This is a genomic window from Pseudonocardia thermophila (assembly GCF_900142365.1).
Lineage (GTDB): Bacteria > Actinomycetota > Actinomycetes > Mycobacteriales > Pseudonocardiaceae > Pseudonocardia > Pseudonocardia thermophila.
The window spans coordinates 106,938-127,095 of sequence record NZ_FRAP01000018.1 but is presented as its reverse complement, the minus strand read 5'-3'; the positions used below and the strand labels follow the sequence as shown (position 1 = coordinate 127,095).

Here is a 20,158-nt window from a genome sequence, read left to right as displayed (position 1 = left end):
CCGCACCCTGCCCGTTGCCGCTACCCCTCGGAGAAGGAGCCACCATGGCCGAACCACCACGCACGATGGTCTTCGCGGAACCGCCGACGTTCGGCTCCGTCGAAGAGGAACGCCTCGACCGCAAGCAGCGCCTGGCCGTCGCGCTGCGGGCGTTCGCCCGATTCGGGTTCGACATGGGCGTCGCCGGCCACATCACCGCGCGCGACCCGGAGTTCCCCGACCGGTTCTGGGTGAACCCGTTCGGCATGCACTTCGGGCTCGTCCGCGCCAGCGACCTGATCCTGGTCGACCACGAGGGCCAGGTCCTGGCGGGCGACGGCATCCTCAACACTGCCGCGTTCCGCATCCACTCCGAGATCCACGCTGCCCGGCCCGACGTCGTCGCCGCCGCGCACGCGCACAGCGTCTACGGCACCGCGTGGTCCGCGCTGGACAGGCCGCTGCTCCCGCTCACCAACGAGAGCTGCATGTTCTTCGAGGACCACGTCCTGCACACCGACCACACGGGCGTGACGCTGGAGGAGCTGAAGGCCAAGGCGATCGCGCAGAACCTCGGTCCGCACCGGGCGGCGGTGCTGCGCAACCACGGCGTCGTCACCGTCGGCAGGTCCGTCGACGAGGCGGCGTGGTGGTTCATCACCTTCGAGCACTGCTGCCGCGTCCAGCTGCTCGCCGAGGCCGCCGGCGACGTCGTGCCCGCCGAACCCGAGGACGCCCGCGTCGTCCGCGACACGATGGGCACCCCGCGCGCCGCCTGGTTCAGCTTCCAGCCGCTCTACCAGCTCATCGTCCGCGAGCAGCCGGACGTCCTCGAGTAGTCCCCGTCCCGCAGAGCCCCACCCGAGCGCGTCCCGAGAGGATCACCGATGACCCACGCGCCCGACCGGCCGCCCGCCGGCACCTCGTCCGCGTCGCCCTCTGCTCCGTCCGTCGATCCCGCCCACGTCCGCCGCGCGGCCTGGGCGAGCCTCGTCGGCACCACGATCGAGTGGTACGACTTCCTGCTCTACGCCGCTGCGGCCGGGCTGGTGTTCGGCCAGCTGTTCTTCCCGGCCCTCGAACCGTCCTCGGCGCTGCTGGCGTCGTTCGCGACGATCGGCGTCAGCTTCTTCGCCCGTCCGCTCGGCGGCATCCTCGCCGGGCACCTCGGCGACCTGTTCGGCCGCAAGGCGATGCTCGTCGCGACGCTGGTGCTGATGGGTGCATCGACGACCGCGATCGGCCTGCTCCCCGGCTACGACGCGATCGGGATCGCCGCCCCCGTGCTGCTCGTGGTGCTGCGGTTCCTGCAGGGGATCTCCGCCGGCGGGGAGTGGGGCGGCGCAGCCATGCTCGCCGTCGAGTACGCCCCGACCGGCCGCCGCGGCCTCTACGGGGCGTTCCCGCAGCTCGGCGCCGCGTTCGGGCTGGTGCTGGCCAACATCGCCCTGCTGATCTCGGCCTCGACGACCACGCCCGAGCAGTTCGTCGCTTGGGGTTGGCGGATCCCGTTCCTGGTCAGCGTCGTGCTGATCGGCATCGGGTACGCGGTGCGCGCCGGGATCGGCGAGAGCCCGGTCTTCGAGGAGGTGCGCCGCCGCGGCGCCCGGCAGAAGGCCCCGCTGGCGGTGCTGCTGCGCCAGCACATGCGCGCGCTGCTCGTCGCGACCGGGTTGTTCGTGGGGGTCAACCTGTGCGGCTACATCCTGATCGCCTTCATCGGGTCCTACGGGGCGAAGGCGCTCGGCGTGCCGTCGTCGGTGATGCTGGTCGTCGGCGTCGTCGGAGCGCTGGCGTGGGCACTGTGGACGGTGGTCGGGGCGCGCTGGTCCGACCGGCTCGGCCGGCGGCGCACCTACCTGATCGGCACCGTCTTCATGGGCATCTGGGTGTTCCCGATGTTCCTGCTCATCGACACCGGGTCGGTGCTCTGGGTGCTCGTGGCGGTGTTCGGGCTGGCCGTCGGGCTCGGCCTGACCTACGGGCCGCAGGCCGCCGCCTACGCCGAGTTGTTCCCGCCCGCGGTGCGCTACAGCGGCTCGTCGTTATCCTACTCGGTCGGCGCGGTCGTCGGCGGCGGATTCGCCCCGCTGATCGCCGCCTGGCTCCTGGAGCGCACCGGCACGTCGTTGTCGGTCAGCGCGTACATGCTGCTCGGCTGCGTGATCACGGTGATCGCCGTCCTGGCCTGGCGGGAGGCACCGCAGGGGGAGCGTGAGCAGTTCGTGACCGCCGTGGAGCCGGTCGGGGTCCGGGACGGAGCAGCGTGACCCGCTTCGGGACCAACGAGGTGTGGATCGTCGACGCGGTCCGCACGCGCACCGGCCGCGGCCGCCCCGGCGGCAGCCTGGCCGGGGTGCACCCGATCGACCTGCTGGCCGCGCCGATCGCGGCGCTCGTCGCCCGCAGCGGGATCGATCCCGACCGGATCGACGACGTGATCGCCGGGTGCGTCCAGCAGGTCGGCGACCAGTCCGGCAACATCGCCCGCAACGCAGCTCTCGCGGCCGGGCTGCCTGAGTCCGTGCCCGCCACCACGGTCAACCGGCAGTGCGGGTCGAGCCAGCAGGCGGTCGACTTCGCCGCGTTCGGCATCGCCGCCGGCGTGCACGGGCTGGTGATCGCCGCCGGGGTCGAGTCGATGAGCCGCATCCCGCTCGGCAGCTCCCGCCCGTCGGGGTTGGGGGAGCGGCTCACCGCCCGCTACCCCGACGGGCTCGTCCACCAGGGCATCTCGGCCGAGCTGCTGGCGGCGCGGTGGAAGCTCGGCCGCACCGAGCTCGATGCGTACAGCGCCGAGTCGCATCAGCGGGCGGCCGCCGCGTGGGAGTCCGGGGCGTTCGCCGCGGAGATCGTCGACGTGCCCGGCACCACCCTCGAACGCGATGAGACGCTGCGGCCGGCCACCACCGTCGAGCGCCTCGCCGGGCTCGAACCGTCGTTCGTCGACGAGGCGGCTGCCGCCCGCTTCCCGGAGATCGAGTGGGTGATCACCGCCGGGAACTCCTCGCCCATCAGCGACGGGGCCTCGGCGGTGCTGCTCGCCTCCCCGCAGCGCGCCCGCGAGCTGGGCCTGGTCCCACGGGCGCGGGTGCACGCCACCGCCGTCGTCGGCGACGATCCGCTGCTCATGCTGACCGGGCCGATCCCGGCCACCCGCGCCGTGCTCGCCCGCTGCGGGCTCGAGCTCTCCGACATCGACGCCTACGAGGTGAACGAAGCGTTCGCCCCGGTTCCGCTGGTGTGGGCGCACGAGACCGGGGCCGATCCCGAACGGCTCAACGTGCACGGCGGCGCGATCGCGCTCGGCCACCCGTTGGGCGCGTCCGGCACGCGGCTGCTCACCACGCTGGTCGGGGTGCTGGAGGCCCGGGGCGGCCGGTACGGGCTGCAGACCATGTGCGAGGCCGGCGGCATGGCCAACGCGATGATCGTGGAGCGGCTCGGGTGAGCGGCCCCCTGACGGGCGTGCGGGTCGTGGAGCTGGCCGGCATCGGGCCCGGCCCGCACGCCGCGACGATCCTGGCCGACCTGGGCGCCGACGTCGTGCGCGTCGAGCGCCCGGGCGGCGCGGCCGACTCGGCAGATCCGGTGCTGCGCGGGCGGCGGCGCGTCGTCGCCGACCTGAAGGCGCCGGACGGCCGGGACACCGTGCTGCGCCTGGTCGAGCACGCGCACGTGCTGATCGAGGGGTCCGGCCGGGTGTCACCGAACGGCTCGGCGTCGGCCCCGACGACTGCCTGGCGCGCAACCGAGCGCTGGTCTACGCGCGGATGACCGGATGGGGCCAGGACGGTCCGCTGGCCGATCGGGCCGGCCACGACATCGACTACCTCGCCCTGACGGGGGTGCTGCACGCCATCGGCCGCGGGAACGGTGCGCGGCCGGTGCCGCCGCTCGACCTGGTCGGGGACTTCGGCGGCGGCTCGATGCTGCTCGTCGTCGGTGTGCTCGCCGCGCTGGTCGAGGGGCGCCGCTCCGGCTGTGGCCAGGTCGTCGACGCCGCCGTGGTCGACGGCGTCAGCCCGCTCGCGCAGACGGTGTGGTCGCTGCTCGGCCGCGGCCGCTGGTACGACGTGCCCGGCACCAACCTCCTCGACGGCGCCCACCCCTGCTACGACGCCTACACCTGCGCCGACGGCCGGTTCGTCGCCGTCGGTACGCTGGAGCCGCAGTTCTACGCTCAGCTCCTGGCCGGGCTCGGGCTGGATCCGGCCGAGCTGCCGTCGCGTGCCGACGCCGCGTCGTGGCCCACGCTGCGAGCCCGGTTCGCTGCGGCGTTCCTGACCCGCACGCGCGACGGGTGGGCCGAGGTCTTCGCCGGCACCGACGCGTGCGTGACGCCGGTGCTGTCGCTGCGTGAGGTGGTCGCGCACCCGCACATCGCCGCGCGGAGCACGCTGCTCGCCCCGGACGGCCGCGGCCCGCAGGCGGCGCCGGCCCCGCGGTTCTCGCGCACCCCGGCTCGGCTGCCCGGCCCACCGGCCGAGGCGGAGCCGGTGGACCGGGTGCTCGCCGACTGGGTGTGAGCGCTCAGAACGTGGTCGTCATCCCGCCGTCGACGTTGATCGTCTGCCCGGTGATGTAGGACGCGCCGGGTCCGGCCAGGAACACCACGATCCCGGCGATCTCCGGCGGCCTGCCCCACCGGCCGAGCGCGGTGCGCGAGCGCAGCCACGCTGACCACTGCGGATCGTCGACGAGGTGGGCGTTGGACTCGGTGGCGAACGTGCCGGGCGCGACGGCGTTCACCGTGATGCCGTGCGGGCCGAGATCGGCGGCCAGCGCACGGGTGAGCCCGTCGAGCCCCGCCTTCGCCGTCGCGTAGGCGACGTCGCCGCGCCGCCCGAGCTGCCCCAGCACCGACGACACGTTGACGATCCGGCCGGGCACGCGGCGCGCCACGAGATCGCGGGCCACCGCTCGGCTGAGCGCGTAGGCGGCGGTCAGGTTCGTCTCCAGCACCTCGGCGAGGACTTCGGCGTCGATCTCGTCGATGCCGCGCCGGTCACGGCGGCCGACGTTGTTGACCAGCACGTCGACCGGGCCGATCTCCTCGAGCGCGGCGGCGGTGGCGGCCGGGTCGGTGACGTCGAACGCCGCTCCGGTCGCCGCGAGCCCACCGCCGCGCAGCTGGTCCACCGCGGCGTCGACGGTCGTGGCGTCGCGGCCGTTGACCACGACCTCGGCGCCCGCCGCGGCGAGCCCCTCGGCGATCTCCAAGCCCAGGCCGCGGACCGAGCCGGTCACCAGCGCGCGGCGGCCGTGGAGCGTGTTCATCGCACCACCGCCACGGCCGAGACCTCGATCTCCGACCCCCGGCAGCACGAACCCGCACCGGACCGTCGTGCGGCACGGTGGATCGACGGGGAACGCCTGCGCGAACGCCGCGTTCCAGGCGGCGGCGTCCGCGTCGGGGGAGAGGTAGGCGGTCAGGGAGACCACGTCGGCGAGGCTGCAGTCGTGCGCGCGGAGGGTGTCGGCCAGCAGGGCGAGCACGTCGGCGGCCTGCCCGGCCAGGTCCTGCGGGTGCCCGGCCAGCACCTGCGGGCTGACCAGACCCGAGGTGCGGACGAACCCGCCCGCGGTGATCGTGCCGGCGAAGGCGGGGCTCTGGCCAGGGCTGCGGCGAACGGTGGCGCTCACCACGTCACCTCCCGGACCGCGTCGCGGGTCAGCTCGCGGACCCCGCCGCGGCCGAGCAGCGTCAGCACCGTGGTGCACTCCTCGCGCAGCAGCCGGTGGACGTGCGCGACGCCCGCCTCCCCACCGACGACCAGCCCGTAGACGGCGAGCCGACCGAGCACGACGACGTCGGCGCCGAGGGCTATCGCCTTGATCACGTCGGCGCCGCGGCGGATTCCGCTGTCCAGCGCGATCTGGGCGCGGCCGCCGACCGCGGCGACCACCTCGGGCAGCTGCTCCAGCGCCGCCGGGGTGCTGTCGAGCTGGCGACCGCCGTGGTTGGACACCAGCACCGCGGCTGCCCCGGCGCGCACGGCGGCGTCCGCGTCGTGGCCGGTGAGGACGCCCTTGGCCATCCAGGGCAGCGGCTGGTCGCGCATGATCTCGGCCAGCTCGGCCCAGCCCCACACCCCGGTGCCGGTGCGGTCGAACAGCTGCCCGAAGACCTCTTCCGGAGCGACCGTGTCGGGCGCGGTGTAGTTGCCGGAGATGACCGGGCTGAGATCGACGGGGCGGCGGCGCAGCCGTTCCCGCCAGCCGCCGGTCGGGCAGTCGACGGTCACGCAGACCCCGCGGAACCCGGCTGCGACGATCCGGTCGAGCATCGCGCGGAAGTTCTCCGGCGGACCCATCGGGTGCAGCTGCGCGAGCATCGGGGCGCCGGGGGCCGCGGCCGTGATCGCCTCGATCGACGACGAGCCCGCCTCCGGCGCGATCCCGGCCACACCGGCTGCCGCGTTCGCCCGGGCCACCGCGCGCTGGCCCTCCGGGTGGAACAGCTCATCGGCCCCGAACGGTGCGGTGAGGACCGGCAGCTCCAGCGGGATGCCGAGGAACTCGGTGCGGGTGCTCGGCGCGCGCAGCCCGCTCATCACGCGCGGTACGAACTGCCAGCGGTCGAACGCGCGGCGGTTGCGCGCGAGGGTGGTCTCGTCCCCAGCACCGCCCTCCAGGAAGTCGCGCACCGCCGGATCGAGCACCGCCAGCGCGCGGTCGCGGAGGTCGGACAGCGTCGGGGGTGGTTCGGCCTCCTCGGCGGCCGATGCGGGACGGGTGTCCTGTGCGGTCATCTCTCCTCGGTCCCGGCCAGTAGGGAGCGGTCGGCGACCACCCCTCCGGCCGTGGTGATCAGGTCGACGACGGCGTCGACGGTGAGTTGCTCCTTACGGGGGCCGCGGACGTCCGCGACGAGCCGGCCGCGGTCCATCACCATCAGCCGGTCACCGACGTCGATGGCGTGCTGCATGTTGTGGGTGACCATCAGCACGGCGGCTTCGGTGCGCTCGGCGAGCGCGCAGGTCAGCCGCAGCACCCGGGCGGCGGTGGCGGGATCCAGCGCGGCGAGGTGCTCGTCGAGCAGCAGCACGGACGGGGCGACCAGGCCCGCCATCACCATCGTCACGCTCTGCCGCTGGCCGGCCGAGAGCAGCCCGACGGGATCCTGCATCCGGTCCTCCAGGCCCAGCCCGAGCTCGGCGAGCCGTTCCCGGAACTCGGCGCGCTGCTTCGGCCCGACGGCGCGGCGCAGCCCGCGGCGGCGGCCCCGCCGGGCGGCCAGCGCCAGGTTGTCCTCGATGGACAGCTCCGGGGCGGTGCCGGTGCGGGGGTCGTCGAAGACGCGGGCCACCGATCCGGCCCGCCGGTGCGCAGGCAGGCGGGTGACGTCGCGGCCATCGATGCGGACCCGGCCCGTGGTGGGTCGGGTCGCCCCCGAGACGACGGAGACCATGCTGGACTTGCCGGCCCCGTTCGAGCCGACGACGGTGACGAACTCGCCGCGCGCCACCTCCAGGTCCAGTCCGTGCAGCGCCACCACCTCGTCGGAGCGGCCGGGGTTGTGCACGAGCCGTACCCCGGACAGCGCCAGCGCCGGCGCGCTCACTGGCGCACCGCCGCGGGGAGCGCCGGCTCGGCCCGTCCGAGCGTCGCCGCGCCGTAGCGCTGCACGGCGACCGCGGCGACGAGGGTGAGCGCGGTGATCGCCTTCAGGTCTGCAGCGGGCAGCCCGAACCGCAGCGCGGCGACCAGCACGAGGCGGTAGGTGAGCGTGCCGACGACCACCGCAGCGACGATCCGCAGCACGCGTGACCCGGATGGGCGGACCGCTAGCGTGCCCAGCAGCACCGCGCCGATCGCGGCCACGAACATGCCGATGCCCAGGTTCACGTCGGCGAAGCCCTGCACCTGCACGAGCAGTGCCCCGCGCAGCGCGGCGAGCAGGTTCGCCAGGCACAGGGAGAGCGTCACGATCTGCGCGTCGCCGACGCCCTGGCTGCGCACCATCGCCGGGGCGGCGCCGCTCGCGCGCAGCGCCAGCCCCAGCTCGGTGCGCAGGAACAGCGCGAACGCGCCGAGCACCGCGGCGACCAGCGCCGCCAGCACCAGCACCTGGCCGGCGTCCCCGGTCACGCCGAGCACAGTGAAGATCGTCTCGGCGCCGGCCAGCCCGACCGTCGGCCCGGTCAGCACGTGCAGGGTCACGGAGAACAGCCCGATGCTCATGATCAGCCCGGCGAGCAGCACCGGGATGCCCAGCCCGAGGTGCAGCGCCGCGGTGACGGCTCCTGCGGCCGCGCCGGCGAGGGCGCCCGCGACGACGGCGAGGAACGGGTGGACGACCGCGACGAGCAGCACCGCCGCCACTGCGGCGCCGAGCGCGAAGCTGCCCTCCACGGTGAGGTCGAAGTCCTGGCGGATGCGGAAGACCACGTAGACCCCGAGCGTGAGGGGCGCCAGCGGCAGCCCGGTCACCAGGCTGTCGAGCACGATGTTGGTGAGCATCGCCGGGGTCAGCTCGCCGTCGCGGTGGCCTGGATCTCCGGCGGGAACGTGACGCCGAGCACGCCCTGCACCGCGCCGTTGATCTCGAGCTGCACGCCCTGCGGGCGGGTGAACGCCACCTCGCCGGGCGGGGTGCCCTGCAGCACCTGCGCCGCGGTGTCCGCCGCCTGTGCCCCGACCTGGGCGTAGTCCGGGCCGATCGAGGCCAGGATCCCGGTGGTCCCCGGGTCACCGCCGATCACGTAGACGGGCAGCTTCGCCTGCGCGGCCACCGCGCCGACCGCGTCCAGCCCGGCGACGACGGTCGCGTCCGGCCCGATCAGCACGGCGTCGGACCGCCCGACGAGGCTGCGCACCGCGCTCGCCACGTCGGCCGGTCCGGAGATCGTCGCGTCGACGATCTCCAGGCCGGCCGCCTCCGCCGCCGAGTGCAGGGCCGTCGTCCAGACCGCCATGTTCTGGTTGGACGGATCGAACACCGTGCCGATGCTGGTCGGGCGGGGTGTGACGGCGGTGATCGTCGGGAGCAGCGCGGCGGGCTCGACGTAGTCGGTGCTGCCGGTGACGTTCTTGCCCGGATGCTCCAGCGTCTGCGCGACCCCGGCGCCGACCGGGTCGCCCATGGCGATCGCGATGATCGGGCGGTCGGTGACCTGCTGGGCGAGCGCGACGACGGCGGGGGTGCCGATCACTGCGAAGAGGTCGTGGTCGCTGCGCGCGAAGTCGCGGGTGATCGAGGCGATGAGGCTCTGGTCGCCGTTGGCGTGCTGCAGGTCGAACTCCACCGGGCGCGGTGCCGCGAGCTCGGTGAGCCGTTCCTGGAAGCGGGTGACGGTGGTGTCGAGCAGCTCGGCCTGCGCGATCTGCAGCACCCCGACGCGCACCGGCTCCTCGCCCGGCGCCGACGGGGAGGCCGTCCCACCGCCGCCGCAGGCCGCGAGGACGGTGAGCAGCCCGCTCAGCGCGGCGAGGGCGATCGCGCGGCGCACCCGGCGCGCTGCTGACTCAGGTGCCGTGATCGGTCGGGTCATGACGCCACTCCATCCAAGAGAAGTTCTTCTCAGTTTGGAGCATGCTGAGGGGAATTTCTCGACAAAAAAGAGAAGATGACTTCGTTTTAACGTGGGTGTCATGAGCCGGTGAGGATGGGTCCGACACCGCGCGGCAGGATGGGACCGTGGGCGTCACCGGGAAGCTGCGCCGCGACTCGCAGGCGGTGCGTGATCGCCTCCTCGACGCCGCCACGGAGCTGGTCGCCGAGCGGGGGCTGCACTTCTCGCTGCCCGAGCTCGCCCGGCTGGCCGGCGTCGGGACCGCCACGGTCTACCGGCACTTCGCCGACGTCGCCGAGGTCGGGGAGAAGCTGTTCGCCCGCATCCTCGGCGGGCTGCTCGACCGGCTGGAGGCCATCGCCACCGAGCCCGGCAGCGCCCGGGAGCGGATGAGCCGGGTGTGCCTGACCTGGGTCGAGGCCGCGGCCGCCTGGGCTCCTGCAGCGGCGCGGCTGCGCCGGCCGGAGGGTGTGCTGGAGCGCCGCGCGGCCGGGGACCCGTTGATCGTGCGGCTGTTCGACGTGCTCGGTACGGTCATGGATGCCCTGATCGAGGAGGGCGAGGTCCCCGACCAGGGCCGCGACTACGCGCTGCTGGTGTGGATCACGCTGTTCGACGAGCGCGTGTTCGTCGACCTGCGCGCGTCGACGAACTGGTCGAACAGCCAGATCGCGAGCATGCTGGAGGCCAGCGTGCTGGGGGCGCTGCGCAACCGCCCCCTGTGACCGGTCGGGGTAGGTCAGGCCAGGTCGAGGTCGAACAGCCGCGCGGCGTTGCCGAGCATGATCGCGGGCTTCACGGCCTCGCGGATCTCGGTCTTGTCCAGGTCGGCCGTCCAGCGCTCCGGGGTGAACAGCGGGAAGTCGGTGCCGAACAGCACCTTGTCCTTGAGCAGCGTGTTCGCGTAGTGCACCAGCTGCGGCGGCCAGTACTTCGGCGACCAGCCGGACAGGTCGATGTACACCTGCGCCTTGTGCACGGCGATCGCGAGCGCGGTGTCCTGCCAGGGGAACGACGGGTGCGCCATGACGATCGGCATGTCCGGGAAGTCGACCGCGACGTCGTCCAGGTAGAGGGGGTCGGAGAACTTGAGCCGCACCCCGCCGCCGCCCTTCGTGCCGGCGCCGACGCCGTTCTGCCCGGTGTGGAACAGCGCCGGGAGCCGGTACTCGGCGAGCACCTCGTAGAGCGGGTAGGCGGCCCGGTCGTTCGGGTAGAACTCCTGGGTGCTCGGGTGGAACTTGAACCCGCGCATCCCGTAGTCCTCGATCAGCCGCCGCGCGGTCGCCGCGGCGTCCGGCCGCAGCGGGTGCACGCTGGCGAACGGGATGATCGCGTCGCGGTGCTCGGCGGCCAGTTCGCCGATCTCCTCGTTGGTCACCGCGTGCTCGGGGCGCTCGCCGAGGTGGTCGACGGTGAACGCGACGGCTGCCATCCGCCGCTCCCGGTAGAACGCGGCCATGGCGGGCAGGTCCATCCCGACGTGCTCGGAGCGGAAGTGCTCCTTCATCTCCTGCAGCCGTTTGCTGCCCGCGGCCGAGGCGGCGTAGGCGGTCGCGAACTGCACGTGGGTGTGCACGTCGATGGCCACCAGCCCGGCCCCGGACAGCGCGGCGTTCTGCGCCGCCACATGCGCGGCGAACCCGTCGGTCATCCTCGGTCCTCCTCGAAGTAGTACGCGTGTGCGGCGGCCGACACGGCGGCGCGCACGGCCGCGTCGGGCACCAGCTCGGCGAACCGGGCGATCTCCGCGGCGTAGGTGGTCGGCTGCGCGGTCCCCACGAACGGGGCGTCGGTGCCGAGGAACAGCCGCTCGGGGCCGGCCAGCCGCAGCAGCCGAGCGGCGTGGGCGGCGAGCACCGCGGGCGGCACGCGGAAGCGGTGCGCAGCCGACAGCTTCACCCGTACCCGCCCGGTGTCCAGCGCGCGCAGCAGCGCCTGCCCGCCCTCGGTGGCGTAGCCGTGGGTGCGGTCCGGGTCGCCGAAGTGGTCGACCACGACGTCCACCCCGCTCGCGCACAGCCCGGCCAACAGCCCGGCGAGCCGGTCCTGCTCGACGTTGATCTCGATGTGCCAGCCGAGGTCGGCGACGGCGCGCAGCAGGGCGCGCACGTCAGGATCGGCCGGGTCGGGCAGCACCGGGGCGCGGCGCAGCTGCCAGCGCACCCCGACGACGCCGACCCTGCGCAGCCGCTCCAGCTCGGCCCGCGGCACCCGACCGTCCAGATCGAGGGTGGCGCGCAGCCGGTCGGGGTGGGCTGCGAGCGCTTCCAGGGTGTAGGTGTTGGGATCGGCCAACAGGCTCATCGCCGAGATCACCGCGTGCGTGACGCCGGCGGCGTCCATCTGCGCGATCAGCTCCTCGACGCCGAACGCGGTCTCGGGCTTCGTCCACGCCCGCCCGGTCAGCGGCAGATCGGCGGTGAAGACGTGGACGTGCGCGTCGACGAGCGGGGTCACGCCGCCAGCCCGTACAGCCGGGCGGCGGTGCCGCCGAGGACAGCCGCGGCGTCGGCCGCGGAGAGCTCGGCGACGGCGGCGTGGGCCGCGGCCAGCATCTCGGCGTGGGTGCCCGGGGTCTGGGTGACGTCGGAACCCCACAGCACCCGATCCGCGCCGAACGTCGCGACGAGCCACGCGACCAGCTCCGCGGGCTCGCGCCCGGCGGCGCTCAGCCGGGCGAAGTTCAGCGTGGTCACCTTGACGTGCACCTGCCGCAGATCGGCGAGCGCGGCGAGCAGGTCCGCACCCGGCCACGGCCGCGGCCGGTCGGCCTCGACGCTCGCGACGTGGTCGAGCACGACCGGAACGCCGGGGAAGGCCCGGCACACCGCGGGCACCTCCGCGAGCACCTCGTCCCGGTTCCACCGGTAGACGTGCAGGCACATCGACAGTCCGTGATCGGCGCAGGCCGCCCACACCGCGCGGGCCGCGGGCCCGGCGAACCAGTCGGTGCCCGGCGGGCCGCCGTGCTGGTTGCCGCCCGGGGCGGTCAGCCGGATCGCCGAGGCCCCGCGCGCGGCGAGATCGGCGACGGTGGCCGCCGCGTCCGGGGCCCGTCCGTCGATCACGCACATCGCGCGCAGCCGGTCCGGGTGCGCGCGGGCGCTGTCGAGCACGTAGCTGTTGTCGAAGCCGTACACGTGGGCGCGCTGCACCGCGACCGCCGCGCCCGCCCCGGCGGCGTCCAGCGACGCGAGCAGCTGCTCGGCCGTCAGGGTGCGCGCGGGGGCCGCCGCGGCGGGGTAGGCCGGGTCGTCGGTGACGAGGTGGGCGTGGGCGTCGACGAGCACGGGCAGCTCCGGGTGGTCAGGGGCGGCGTGGTCAGGGGCGGCGCCGCCAGCGCAGCACCGGGACGGGGGGTTGGCCGGGTGCCGGCGGGTCGGCGGTGATGACGAGGTCGGCGCCGTCGAGGTGGACGTTGCGGACCAGCGTGGTGCCGATCCAGTTGGGGTAGATGCTCGCGTCGACGTGGTGGGCGACGCGGTCGCCGGCGGCCCCGTTGCCGGGTAGCCACTCGTAGCGGCCGGAGTACCCGCCGTAGGTGGCGACGGCGGCGAGCCGCTCGGCGTCCGACGCGATGCGCCAGTTCGGGGCCGCGAGGGGCGGCCGGTCGCCGGCCATGTAGTGCACGGCCATGTAGCCGTCGGCGGTGTAGACGAGCTGGCCGAGCGGCCGCTGGCCGAGCGGGTACCGCCGCTGCGGCGGCGCTTCAGGCACCTCGTAGCCGACGAGCGCCCACGCGCCGACGAGCCCCTCAGGCAGTGACGTGGTGCGGGGCGACATGGTCCGGGGCGGGATAGGTGTCGGCGTTGAGCACCCAGCCCGGCCGCGCGGAGAAATCGGCGCGCGGCGGGCAGAAGATGTCGATGAGCAGGTGCTCGCCCTCGCCGACGGCCTGGCTGGTGTGCTCGGTCGGCGGCGGGATGATCGCGACGGCGGGGCTGGCGACGGCCGCGTGCACGTCCGGCCGCCATTGCGACAGCTTCGCCGTCCACGGTGTGCGGACGTGGTGCACGTAGTCGCCGGCGACGGTCAGCGAGACCTGCTCGAAGTCGTCGTGGTGGTGCGGGGAGAGCCGGTCGGGGTTGCGCGGGCCGGTCCGCGGATCGCCGAAGTTGACCATGAAGGCGCTGGACCGGAAGATCCGGCCGAACCGCGCCGGGTCCAGCGGGTACGCCGAGTGCGGGTAGCAGCGGATGGCCGGCTCCCCGAGCGGGTCCGGCCACGGCTGGAGCGGCGCGACGCGCGGGTGCGGCTCGGCGTAGTCGGCGGCGTTGTGGCAGCGGGGGAGCAGGTCGCTGCTGCGCACGTCGAACAACCGCACGACGTCGCCGTCGGTGTCGAGGGTGACCCCGCTCGCCCCGCCGGGCACGATCGCGACGCCGCGGCCGGTCAGCTCGGCGCCGGGCAGGTCGGCGTGGTCGAACCGGACCGTGGTGCCCTCGTGCGGGACGAGCACGACGTACTCGTGGGCCTGCTCGGCGGCGCCGCGGGCGAGCCGGTCGCCGGCGACCGCTCGGGTGTAGGCGAGCACGAAGTTCTGCGCGCGCACGTACCAGGTGCGGCTGCCCCGGGTGGAGACCTCTGCGGGGTCCAGGTCGAGCAGCTCGAACGCCGCGAACGGCGCGATCGGGTCATCGGAGCGGGGCGCCGCGGCCGGCGCCAGTGCCGCCCGCGGATCGGTGGCGCTGTACATGGGTCCCCCCTCAGGGCTGGTCCTCGAGGCCGATCAGGAACGCCGGGTTGCCCCGGACGATGCGCTGCAGGTCCTTCTCCGGCAAGCCGAGGTCGAGCAGCGCCTCCCCGACGCGCAGGAACGAGTCGACCGGCATCGGGCGGCCGACCTGGCCGAGATCGGAGGCGAGCACGGTGTGCTCCGGGCCGATGTCGGCGATCCACTGCATGAGCTGCTCGGGGGTCCAGCGCGCGTTGGCGACCTCCGGGTCGTACATCGCCGTCTCGTGCTCGACGAACGCGCCGAGCGCGGTGAACTCGCGGCACTGGTCCGGGTCGGAGCCGATGACGAAGTTGGGGTGGCTGATCACCATCCGGCGCACGCCCCGCTCCCGAGCGGCGGTGAACACCGCGCGGATGTCGTCGGGGGCCATGTGCCCCGCGGAGAGCAGGGCGTCGTTCTCCACGATCAGATCGATCACCCGCAGCACCTCGGGCAGCAGCTCTCCGTCCGCGTCGCGCACGTCGATCTGCGTGGACGTGAGCGGGATCGTCGGTTTCGGGAACCCGCCGCCGCGGTTGTGGTGGTCGATGTGCGCCGACGAGGACACGGTCGGGAACCAGACGCACCGCCCGCCCATCCGCAGTGCCATCTCCACCGCGTAGGGGTTGATGCCGCCGACCCACTGGTTGAGCGCGATCCCGCCGAACACCTGCGTGGACAGCCCGCTGAGCTGCTCGCGCATGGCCAGCAGGTCCATGACCGTGTTGTGGTGGTGCGACTTCGCCAAGAACGCCCGCATCCCCAGCCGCGCGCCGTCGCGGGCGGCTTCGACGTGGTCGAACCGGCGGGGCAGCGGGTTGGGTCCGGAGTGGCAGTGCAGATCGACGAGACCGTGCAGAACGCGTTCGATCGCAGACATCAACCACTCCGTTGTAACGAATTGCGGACTTCCTGTACGATAATTGTGAACGCTGAGGCGTGCAAGGAGGCAGGATGGCGGACGAGGGTTACACGTGGGCGGAGATGATGGCGATCTCCATCGCGCACGAGATGTCCGACGGCGAGTTCGGCTCGGTCGGCGCGGCGTCCCACATCCCGGCCGCCGGGTTGCGCCTCGCCCAGCTCACGCACGCGCCCGATCTCACGTTCTTCTGCGGGGGCAGCGGCGCGGCGAACCCGAAGATCGCCCGGCTCACCGAGTCGTCCGCCGACTACCGCAACCTCGTCACCGCCGAGTACCAGTACAGCCTCGACGACGTCGTCGACTTCGAGACCGCGGTCCGCTTCGACTTCGCCTTCCTCGGCGGCATGCAGATCGACAAGTACGGCAACCTGAACATGGCGCTGATCGGCGACTGGGCCAAGCCGAAGGTGCGCGGGCCGGGCACGATCGGACTGATCTTCACCGGCGGGTTCAAGACCAGCTACATCTACACCGAGCACCACACGCCGAAGGTGTTCGTCGACAAGGTCGACTTCGTCTCCGGTGCCGGCTGGCTCGACGGCGGCGCGTCGCGCAGCAAGGTCTACCGGCCCGAGTCCGCCGGACCCCGGCGCGTGTTCACCCCGCTCGGGGTGTTCGACTTCGAGCCCGTCACCAAGCACATGCGGGTCCTCAAGATCCACCCGTGGACCACCGTCGAGCAGATCCAGGAGGCCACCGGGTTCGAGCTGCTCGTCGCCGACGACGTGCAGACGGTGACCCCGCCGACCGCGCACGAGCTCGAGCTGCTGCGCACCCGCATCGACCGCGACGGCGTGCTGCGCCGCTACCCGACGGTCGGCTGATCGCCGTGGTCGCTGCAGCAGCCGCCCCTGACGAGCCCGAGCCGTCGCCGTACTCCCGCTACGTCGACGCCGGCGGCATCCGCACCCACCTGCTCGACGCCGGCGCCGGCCCGGCGCTCCTGCTGCTGCACGGCGGCGAGCACGGGGCCGCGGCCGAGCTGACCTGGGAGGGTTGCCTGCCGCTGCTGGCCGAGCGGTACCGCGTGCTCGCCGTCGACCTCGTCGGCTACGGCCGCAGCGCCAAGCTGCGCGACTTCGCGGGCGGGCAGCGGCGGCTGATGATCCGCCAGGTCGCGGCGCTGCTCGCCGCACTCGAGGTCGAGCCGGTCGCGGTCGTGGGCACCTCGCTGTCGGCCCGGATGGTGCTCGACACGGCTGCGCGAAGCGCTGCTGCGCCAGGCACGCCCGACCGAGCCGATCCGCCCTGGCCCCTGCGTGCGGTCGTCGCCGCCGGGATCGGGCTCGCTCCGCCGGACGCCGCGGGCCGGCGGGTCCTGGAGGACTTCGACGGCACCCTCGACGGGCTGCGCCCCTCCATGGCGGTGCTGTTCCACGATCCCGCCTGGCGCGACAGCGAGGCGTACCTGCGCCGGCGGTACGCGTTCACCGCCATCCCGGGCGCGTGGGAGACCGCCGCGGCGGCGAACCTGCGCTCCCCGGTGCGCGCCGGCGGTGAGCGGCGCACCCACGTGCAGGCGCCGCCGCGCGACTACGGCGGCATCTCCGTGCCGGTCGCGCTGATCCGCGGTGAACACGACCGGCTCGTGCCCGACGACACCTGGCGCGCGCTCGCCGCCCAGATCCCCGGCGCGCGGACCACGACCATCGCCGGTGCGGGGCACTACCCGCAGATCGAGCGGCCCGCCGAGTTCGCGGCGGCGGTGCTCGAGTTCCTCGCCGAGATCGCCCCCGTGGAGGTGCGGCGATGAGCATCAAGCTCCACGTCGAGCGTGGCGGGCGCAGCGGACCGTCGCTGCTCCTGCTGCACGGGTCCGGTGCGAGCGCCGCCGTCTGGGGGCCGGTGCTGGCGGCGCTGGCCCGACGGGGGCTCCCGCTGCGCTGGATCACCCTCGACCTGCCCGGGCACGGCCGCTCCGAGCGACTGCCCGCCTACGACCACCGCTCCTACGCCGCGGCCGTCGCCGCGGCGCTCGCGCCCGACCGGCACATCGACCTGGTCGTCGGGCACTCGCTCGGCGGGCTCATCGCGCTGACCCTCGCCGACGGCACGTTCGGGATCGGCGTCGGCGCGGTCACCGCGATGTCGATGAAGGTGCGCTGGAGCCCGGAGGAGCTGGCCAAGCGGGCAGCGTTCGCCGAGAAGCCCGTGAAGGTCTTCCCCGACCGGGCCGCGGCCGCGGAGCGCTTCGCCAGGGTCAGCGGGCTCGCCGGCGTCGACGGCGCCGACCTGGACAGCGGGATCCGCGCCTGCAGCGGCGGGTACGTGCTCGCCGCCGACCCGCGGATCACCGCCGACCCGCCGCTGTCCGGATCCGATCTCGCCGAGCTCGTCGGGCGGGCCACCGCACCGGTCCGGCTGGTGTGCGGGTCCGCCGATCCCACCGTCCAGCCCGCCGACATGTCCGTCACCCTCGGCGGCCGCCCGGTGCAGGTCGTGCCCGGGGCCGGCCACAACCTGCACGTCGACCTCCCCGCGGTGGTGGTCGGTGTGATCGAGTCGCAGCTGCCCGCCGTGCGCCGCCCCGGGTGAGACACCGCGTCACGAAGGAGCCCCATGCGCATCGAGACCCTGTTGCGCCAGAACGCCGTCCGCCGCGGGGACTCGCTCGCCGTCATCGGCGACGCCGGCCGGCTGACCTGGCGCGAGCTGGACCGGGCGACCGACCGGCTGGCGAACGCCCTGGTGGCTCACGGCCACCGCGAGCAGGAGCGGATCGCGCTCGTGCTGGCCAACGACCACCGGGTGGTCGTCGCCTACCACGGCCTGTGGAAGGCCAACCTCGTCACCGTCGGGATCAACCCGCGGCTGACCGCCCCGGAGATCCGCCGCATCCTCGTGCACTCCGGCGCGTCCGCACTGATCTGCGACACCCCCGTCGCCGTCGAGGCCGCCGCCGGCGCCCCCGACATCCGCCGCATCATCACCGTCGGGCCGGTGGGCGCCGCGGCCGCGGACGTGCCCGTCGAGGACTTCGCCGCGCTGCTCGCCGCGGCCGATCCCACTCCCGTCCCACCGACGGGCAGCGGCACGGACCTGCGGTCGCTGCGCTACACCAGCGGCACGACCGGCAAGCCCAAGGGTTGCATGGCCACCCACGAGCAGCAGCTGGCCAGCACCGCGAACTACCTGATCGAGGTCGAGGTGCCGCGCACCGGCCCGACCTGGCTCTCGCTGCCGCTGAGCCTCGGCGTGGGCGCCTCCTTCGTCACGACCACCGCGTACCTGGGAGTGCCGCTGCTGCTGCGGCGCCGCTTCGATCCCGCTGCGTTCCTCGACGACATCGCCGAGCACCAGGTCGTGCACACCTTCCTCGCCCCGACGATGCTGGTCGACCTGGTAGCGGCGCTGCCGTCGCTGGACGTCGGGAAGGCGCGTTCGCTCAAGCTGATCGGCTACGGCGGCGCGGCCGTGTCGTGGGACCTGATCCGCGCCCTCACCGATGCGCTCGACGTCGGGCTCTACCACGCGTTCGGCGCCACCGAGGCCGGCGGGTTCAGCGCGCTGCTCACCCCGGAGGACCACCGCCGCTTCCTCGCCGCGGGCGCCACGTCGATCGTGCCGGTCGGGCGGCCGGCCGCGTTCGCCGACGTGGTCATCGTCGACGGCGAGGGGCGGGAGGTCGCGCCGGGGGAGGTCGGTGAGATGCGCATCCGCTCGCCCGCCGTCTTCTCCGGCTACTGGGGCCAGCCCGACCTCACCCGCACCGTCCTCGTCGACGGGTGGCTGCGGCTGGGCGACCTGGCCCGCCGCGACGAGGAGGGCTACATCTACCTCGCCGACCGCGCGCAGGGCGTCATCCGCTCCGGCGCGCAGAACGTGTACGCCGGTGAGGTCGAGGCGGTGCTGCAGAGCTGCCCCGGCGTGCGCCGCGCCGCGGTGATCGGCGTGCCGGACGAGCGCTACGGCGAGGCCGTGAAGGCGCTCGTGCAGCGGGTGCCCGGCAGCGACCTGACCGAGCAGCAGGTCCTCGACCACTGCGCCGCGCAGCTGTCCCGCTACAAGCGTCCCCGCGAGGTGGAGTTCGTCGACGAGCTGCCCGTCGATGACGGCGGCAAGATCAGACGGTCCGAGCTGCCCGGGGCCAGGGGCCTGGTGCTGCTCGGCGCGAAGAAGGAGGCCGGCCGATGAGCGGACGGAACAAGGTCACCACCCCCGAGGAGGCCGTCGCCGACATCCCCGACGGCGCGACGATCGCGCTCGGCGGCGTGCACTCGCACAACAGCCCGATGGCGCTGGTGAACGCGCTGATCCGGCGCGGCGTGCGCGATCTCGAGCTGATCCCCACCCCGAGCGGCGGCCCGCCCGTCGACATGCTGATCGCCGCCGGCTGCGTCCGCAAGCTGCACGTGTCGTACGTGGGGCTGGAGTTCCTCGGGCTGGCGCCCAACTTCCGCCGCGCCGCCGAGGCCGGCACGATCGAGATCGTCGAGGGCGACGAGGCCTACATCGTCTACGGGTTCCGGGCCGGGGCGAGCAAGCTGCCGTTCCTGCCGCTGCCGCCGCTGTACGAGGGCACCGACCTGCCGAAGGTCAACCCGATGATCCGCACCACGACCGACCCGTACACCGGGCGGACCGTCACCACTGTGCCCGCGCTGCGCGCCGACTACGGGCTCTTCCACGCTCAGGTGGCCGACCGCAAGGGCAACACGCAGATCTGGGGCCAGCGCCGGTTCGAGGACGTGATGGCCAAGGCGTGCGACCACGTGATCATCTGCGCCGACGAGATCCTCGACGAGGACGCGCCACCGCCGGACCCGCGGATCGTGTCGATCCCCGGGGCGATCGTGGACAAGGTCGCGCACGCGCCGTTCGGGGCGCACCCGCTGTCGTCGCCGGGGCACTACGGCTACGACCGCGACCAGCTGGTGGTCTACCGGGACCTGGCCGCGGCCGACGACACGAAGACCTACCTGCAGGAGCACGTGTACTCGGTGGAGAACCACGCCGAGTACCTGGAGAAGATCGGGGTCACCCGGCTGCTCGCCCTGCGCCAGACGTTCCGGTGAG

Annotated in this window: 20 protein-coding genes and 1 pseudogene; 10 read left to right on the top strand and 11 right to left on the bottom strand. The window is 73.8% G+C overall.

The genetic code is table 11. The features are described 5' to 3' along the window. Window positions 1-44 precede the first annotated feature (44 nt). From BUE41_RS22115 to BUE41_RS22100, 4 genes and pseudogenes are all read left to right on the top strand, one after another. Window positions 45-818: a class II aldolase/adducin family protein gene (locus BUE41_RS22115; RefSeq protein ID WP_073459081.1), complete on the top strand. Its 774-nt coding sequence runs from the start codon at window positions 45-47 to the stop codon at window positions 816-818. Between the two features lie 48 nt (window positions 819-866). Further along, window positions 867-2,249 (top strand): MFS transporter, encoded by a 1,383-nt coding sequence (locus BUE41_RS22110; RefSeq protein WP_073459080.1) that lies wholly within the window; start codon window positions 867-869, stop codon window positions 2,247-2,249. Continuing rightward, complete coding sequence (locus BUE41_RS22105; RefSeq protein WP_200804056.1) at window positions 2,246-3,430, top strand: thiolase family protein; 1,185 nt, start codon at window positions 2,246-2,248, stop codon at window positions 3,428-3,430. The genes BUE41_RS22110 and BUE41_RS22105 overlap by 4 nt, the downstream gene beginning before the upstream one ends. After that, window positions 3,427-4,508, top strand: a pseudogene (locus BUE41_RS22100) (CaiB/BaiF CoA transferase family protein). Before BUE41_RS22105 ends, BUE41_RS22100 begins: the two are co-directional and overlap by 4 nt. 4 nt (window positions 4,509-4,512) lie before the next feature. On the opposite strand, the gene BUE41_RS29840 reads toward BUE41_RS22100, so the two are convergent. Genes BUE41_RS29840 through BUE41_RS22070 form a run of 5 tightly spaced genes read right to left on the bottom strand, consistent with a single transcriptional unit; the run spans window position 4,513 to window position 9,476 of the window. After that, on the bottom strand, window positions 4,513-5,625 hold the full coding sequence (locus tag BUE41_RS29840) for an SDR family oxidoreductase (RefSeq protein ID WP_159444951.1): 1,113 nt from the start codon (window positions 5,623-5,625) through the stop codon (window positions 4,513-4,515). Beyond that, a complete protein-coding gene (locus BUE41_RS22085) occupies window positions 5,622-6,734 on the bottom strand; it encodes an alpha-hydroxy acid oxidase (RefSeq protein ID WP_073459079.1) in 1,113 nt (370 codons plus the stop codon). The genes BUE41_RS29840 and BUE41_RS22085 overlap by 4 nt, the downstream gene beginning before the upstream one ends. Beyond that, on the bottom strand, window positions 6,731-7,546 hold the full coding sequence (locus tag BUE41_RS22080; RefSeq protein ID WP_234997474.1) for an ABC transporter ATP-binding protein: 816 nt from the start codon (window positions 7,544-7,546) through the stop codon (window positions 6,731-6,733). Before BUE41_RS22080 ends, BUE41_RS22085 begins: the two co-directional genes overlap by 4 nt. After that, a complete protein-coding gene (locus BUE41_RS22075) occupies window positions 7,543-8,445 on the bottom strand; it encodes an ABC transporter permease subunit (protein ID WP_073459078.1) in 903 nt (300 codons plus the stop codon). The genes BUE41_RS22080 and BUE41_RS22075 overlap by 4 nt, the downstream gene beginning before the upstream one ends. 8 nt (window positions 8,446-8,453) lie before the next feature. Next, on the bottom strand, window positions 8,454-9,476 hold the full coding sequence (locus tag BUE41_RS22070) for an ABC transporter substrate-binding protein (RefSeq protein WP_073459077.1): 1,023 nt from the start codon (window positions 9,474-9,476) through the stop codon (window positions 8,454-8,456). A gap of 146 nt (window positions 9,477-9,622) precedes the next feature. Between BUE41_RS22070 and BUE41_RS22065 the strand changes: the two genes are divergently transcribed. Further along, window positions 9,623-10,222, top strand: a complete 600-nt coding sequence (locus BUE41_RS22065) for a TetR/AcrR family transcriptional regulator (RefSeq protein WP_073459076.1) — start codon at window positions 9,623-9,625, stop codon at window positions 10,220-10,222. A 14-nt stretch (window positions 10,223-10,236) separates the two neighbouring features. Here BUE41_RS22065 and BUE41_RS22060 read toward each other — a convergent pair whose 3' ends face one another. From BUE41_RS22060 to BUE41_RS22035, 6 genes are read right to left on the bottom strand one after another with little or no spacing between them, the layout of a single operon-like run. Beyond that, a complete protein-coding gene (locus tag BUE41_RS22060; protein WP_073459075.1) occupies window positions 10,237-11,151 on the bottom strand; it encodes an amidohydrolase family protein in 915 nt (304 codons plus the stop codon). Beyond that, the gene (locus BUE41_RS22055; protein WP_073459074.1) at window positions 11,148-11,957 is read right to left on the bottom strand and encodes an amidohydrolase family protein; all 810 of its coding nucleotides are present in this window, start codon (window positions 11,955-11,957) and stop codon (window positions 11,148-11,150) included. The genes BUE41_RS22060 and BUE41_RS22055 overlap by 4 nt, the downstream gene beginning before the upstream one ends. Beyond that, a complete protein-coding gene (locus tag BUE41_RS22050; protein ID WP_073459073.1) occupies window positions 11,954-12,790 on the bottom strand; it encodes an amidohydrolase family protein in 837 nt (278 codons plus the stop codon). Before BUE41_RS22050 ends, BUE41_RS22055 begins: the two co-directional genes overlap by 4 nt. 31 nt (window positions 12,791-12,821) lie before the next feature. Next, window positions 12,822-13,283: a lipocalin-like domain-containing protein gene (locus BUE41_RS22045; RefSeq protein WP_073459072.1), complete on the bottom strand. Its 462-nt coding sequence runs from the start codon at window positions 13,281-13,283 to the stop codon at window positions 12,822-12,824. Continuing rightward, window positions 13,255-14,196, bottom strand: coding sequence for a cupin domain-containing protein (locus BUE41_RS22040; protein ID WP_073459071.1), 942 nt, complete (start codon window positions 14,194-14,196; stop codon window positions 13,255-13,257). Before BUE41_RS22040 ends, BUE41_RS22045 begins: the two co-directional genes overlap by 29 nt. A gap of 10 nt (window positions 14,197-14,206) precedes the next feature. Further along, window positions 14,207-15,097 carry a DUF6282 family protein gene (locus BUE41_RS22035; protein ID WP_073459070.1) on the bottom strand — a complete coding sequence of 297 codons (891 nt, stop codon included), beginning with the start codon at window positions 15,095-15,097 and terminating at the stop codon, window positions 14,207-14,209. Window positions 15,098-15,171: 74 nt separating this feature from the next. Here BUE41_RS22035 and BUE41_RS22030 point away from each other — a divergent pair, with 74 nt between their 5' ends. Genes BUE41_RS22030 through BUE41_RS22010 form a run of 5 tightly spaced genes read left to right on the top strand, consistent with a single transcriptional unit; the run spans window position 15,172 to window position 20,157 of the window. Further along, window positions 15,172-15,966: a CoA-transferase subunit beta gene (locus BUE41_RS22030; RefSeq protein ID WP_073459069.1), complete on the top strand. Its 795-nt coding sequence runs from the start codon at window positions 15,172-15,174 to the stop codon at window positions 15,964-15,966. A 5-nt stretch (window positions 15,967-15,971) separates the two neighbouring features. Beyond that, entirely contained in the window at window positions 15,972-16,895 is a 924-nt protein-coding gene (locus BUE41_RS22025) for an alpha/beta fold hydrolase (protein WP_159444950.1), read from the top strand. Further along, complete coding sequence (locus tag BUE41_RS22020) at window positions 16,892-17,677, top strand: alpha/beta fold hydrolase (RefSeq protein WP_073459068.1); 786 nt, start codon at window positions 16,892-16,894, stop codon at window positions 17,675-17,677. The genes BUE41_RS22025 and BUE41_RS22020 overlap by 4 nt, the downstream gene beginning before the upstream one ends. A gap of 24 nt (window positions 17,678-17,701) precedes the next feature. Beyond that, window positions 17,702-19,276 (top strand): class I adenylate-forming enzyme family protein, encoded by a 1,575-nt coding sequence (locus BUE41_RS22015; protein ID WP_073459067.1) that lies wholly within the window; start codon window positions 17,702-17,704, stop codon window positions 19,274-19,276. Further along, on the top strand, window positions 19,273-20,157 hold the full coding sequence (locus BUE41_RS22010; protein WP_073459066.1) for a CoA transferase subunit A: 885 nt from the start codon (window positions 19,273-19,275) through the stop codon (window positions 20,155-20,157). The genes BUE41_RS22015 and BUE41_RS22010 overlap by 4 nt, the downstream gene beginning before the upstream one ends. The last annotated feature ends 1 nt before the right edge of the window (window position 20,158 follow it).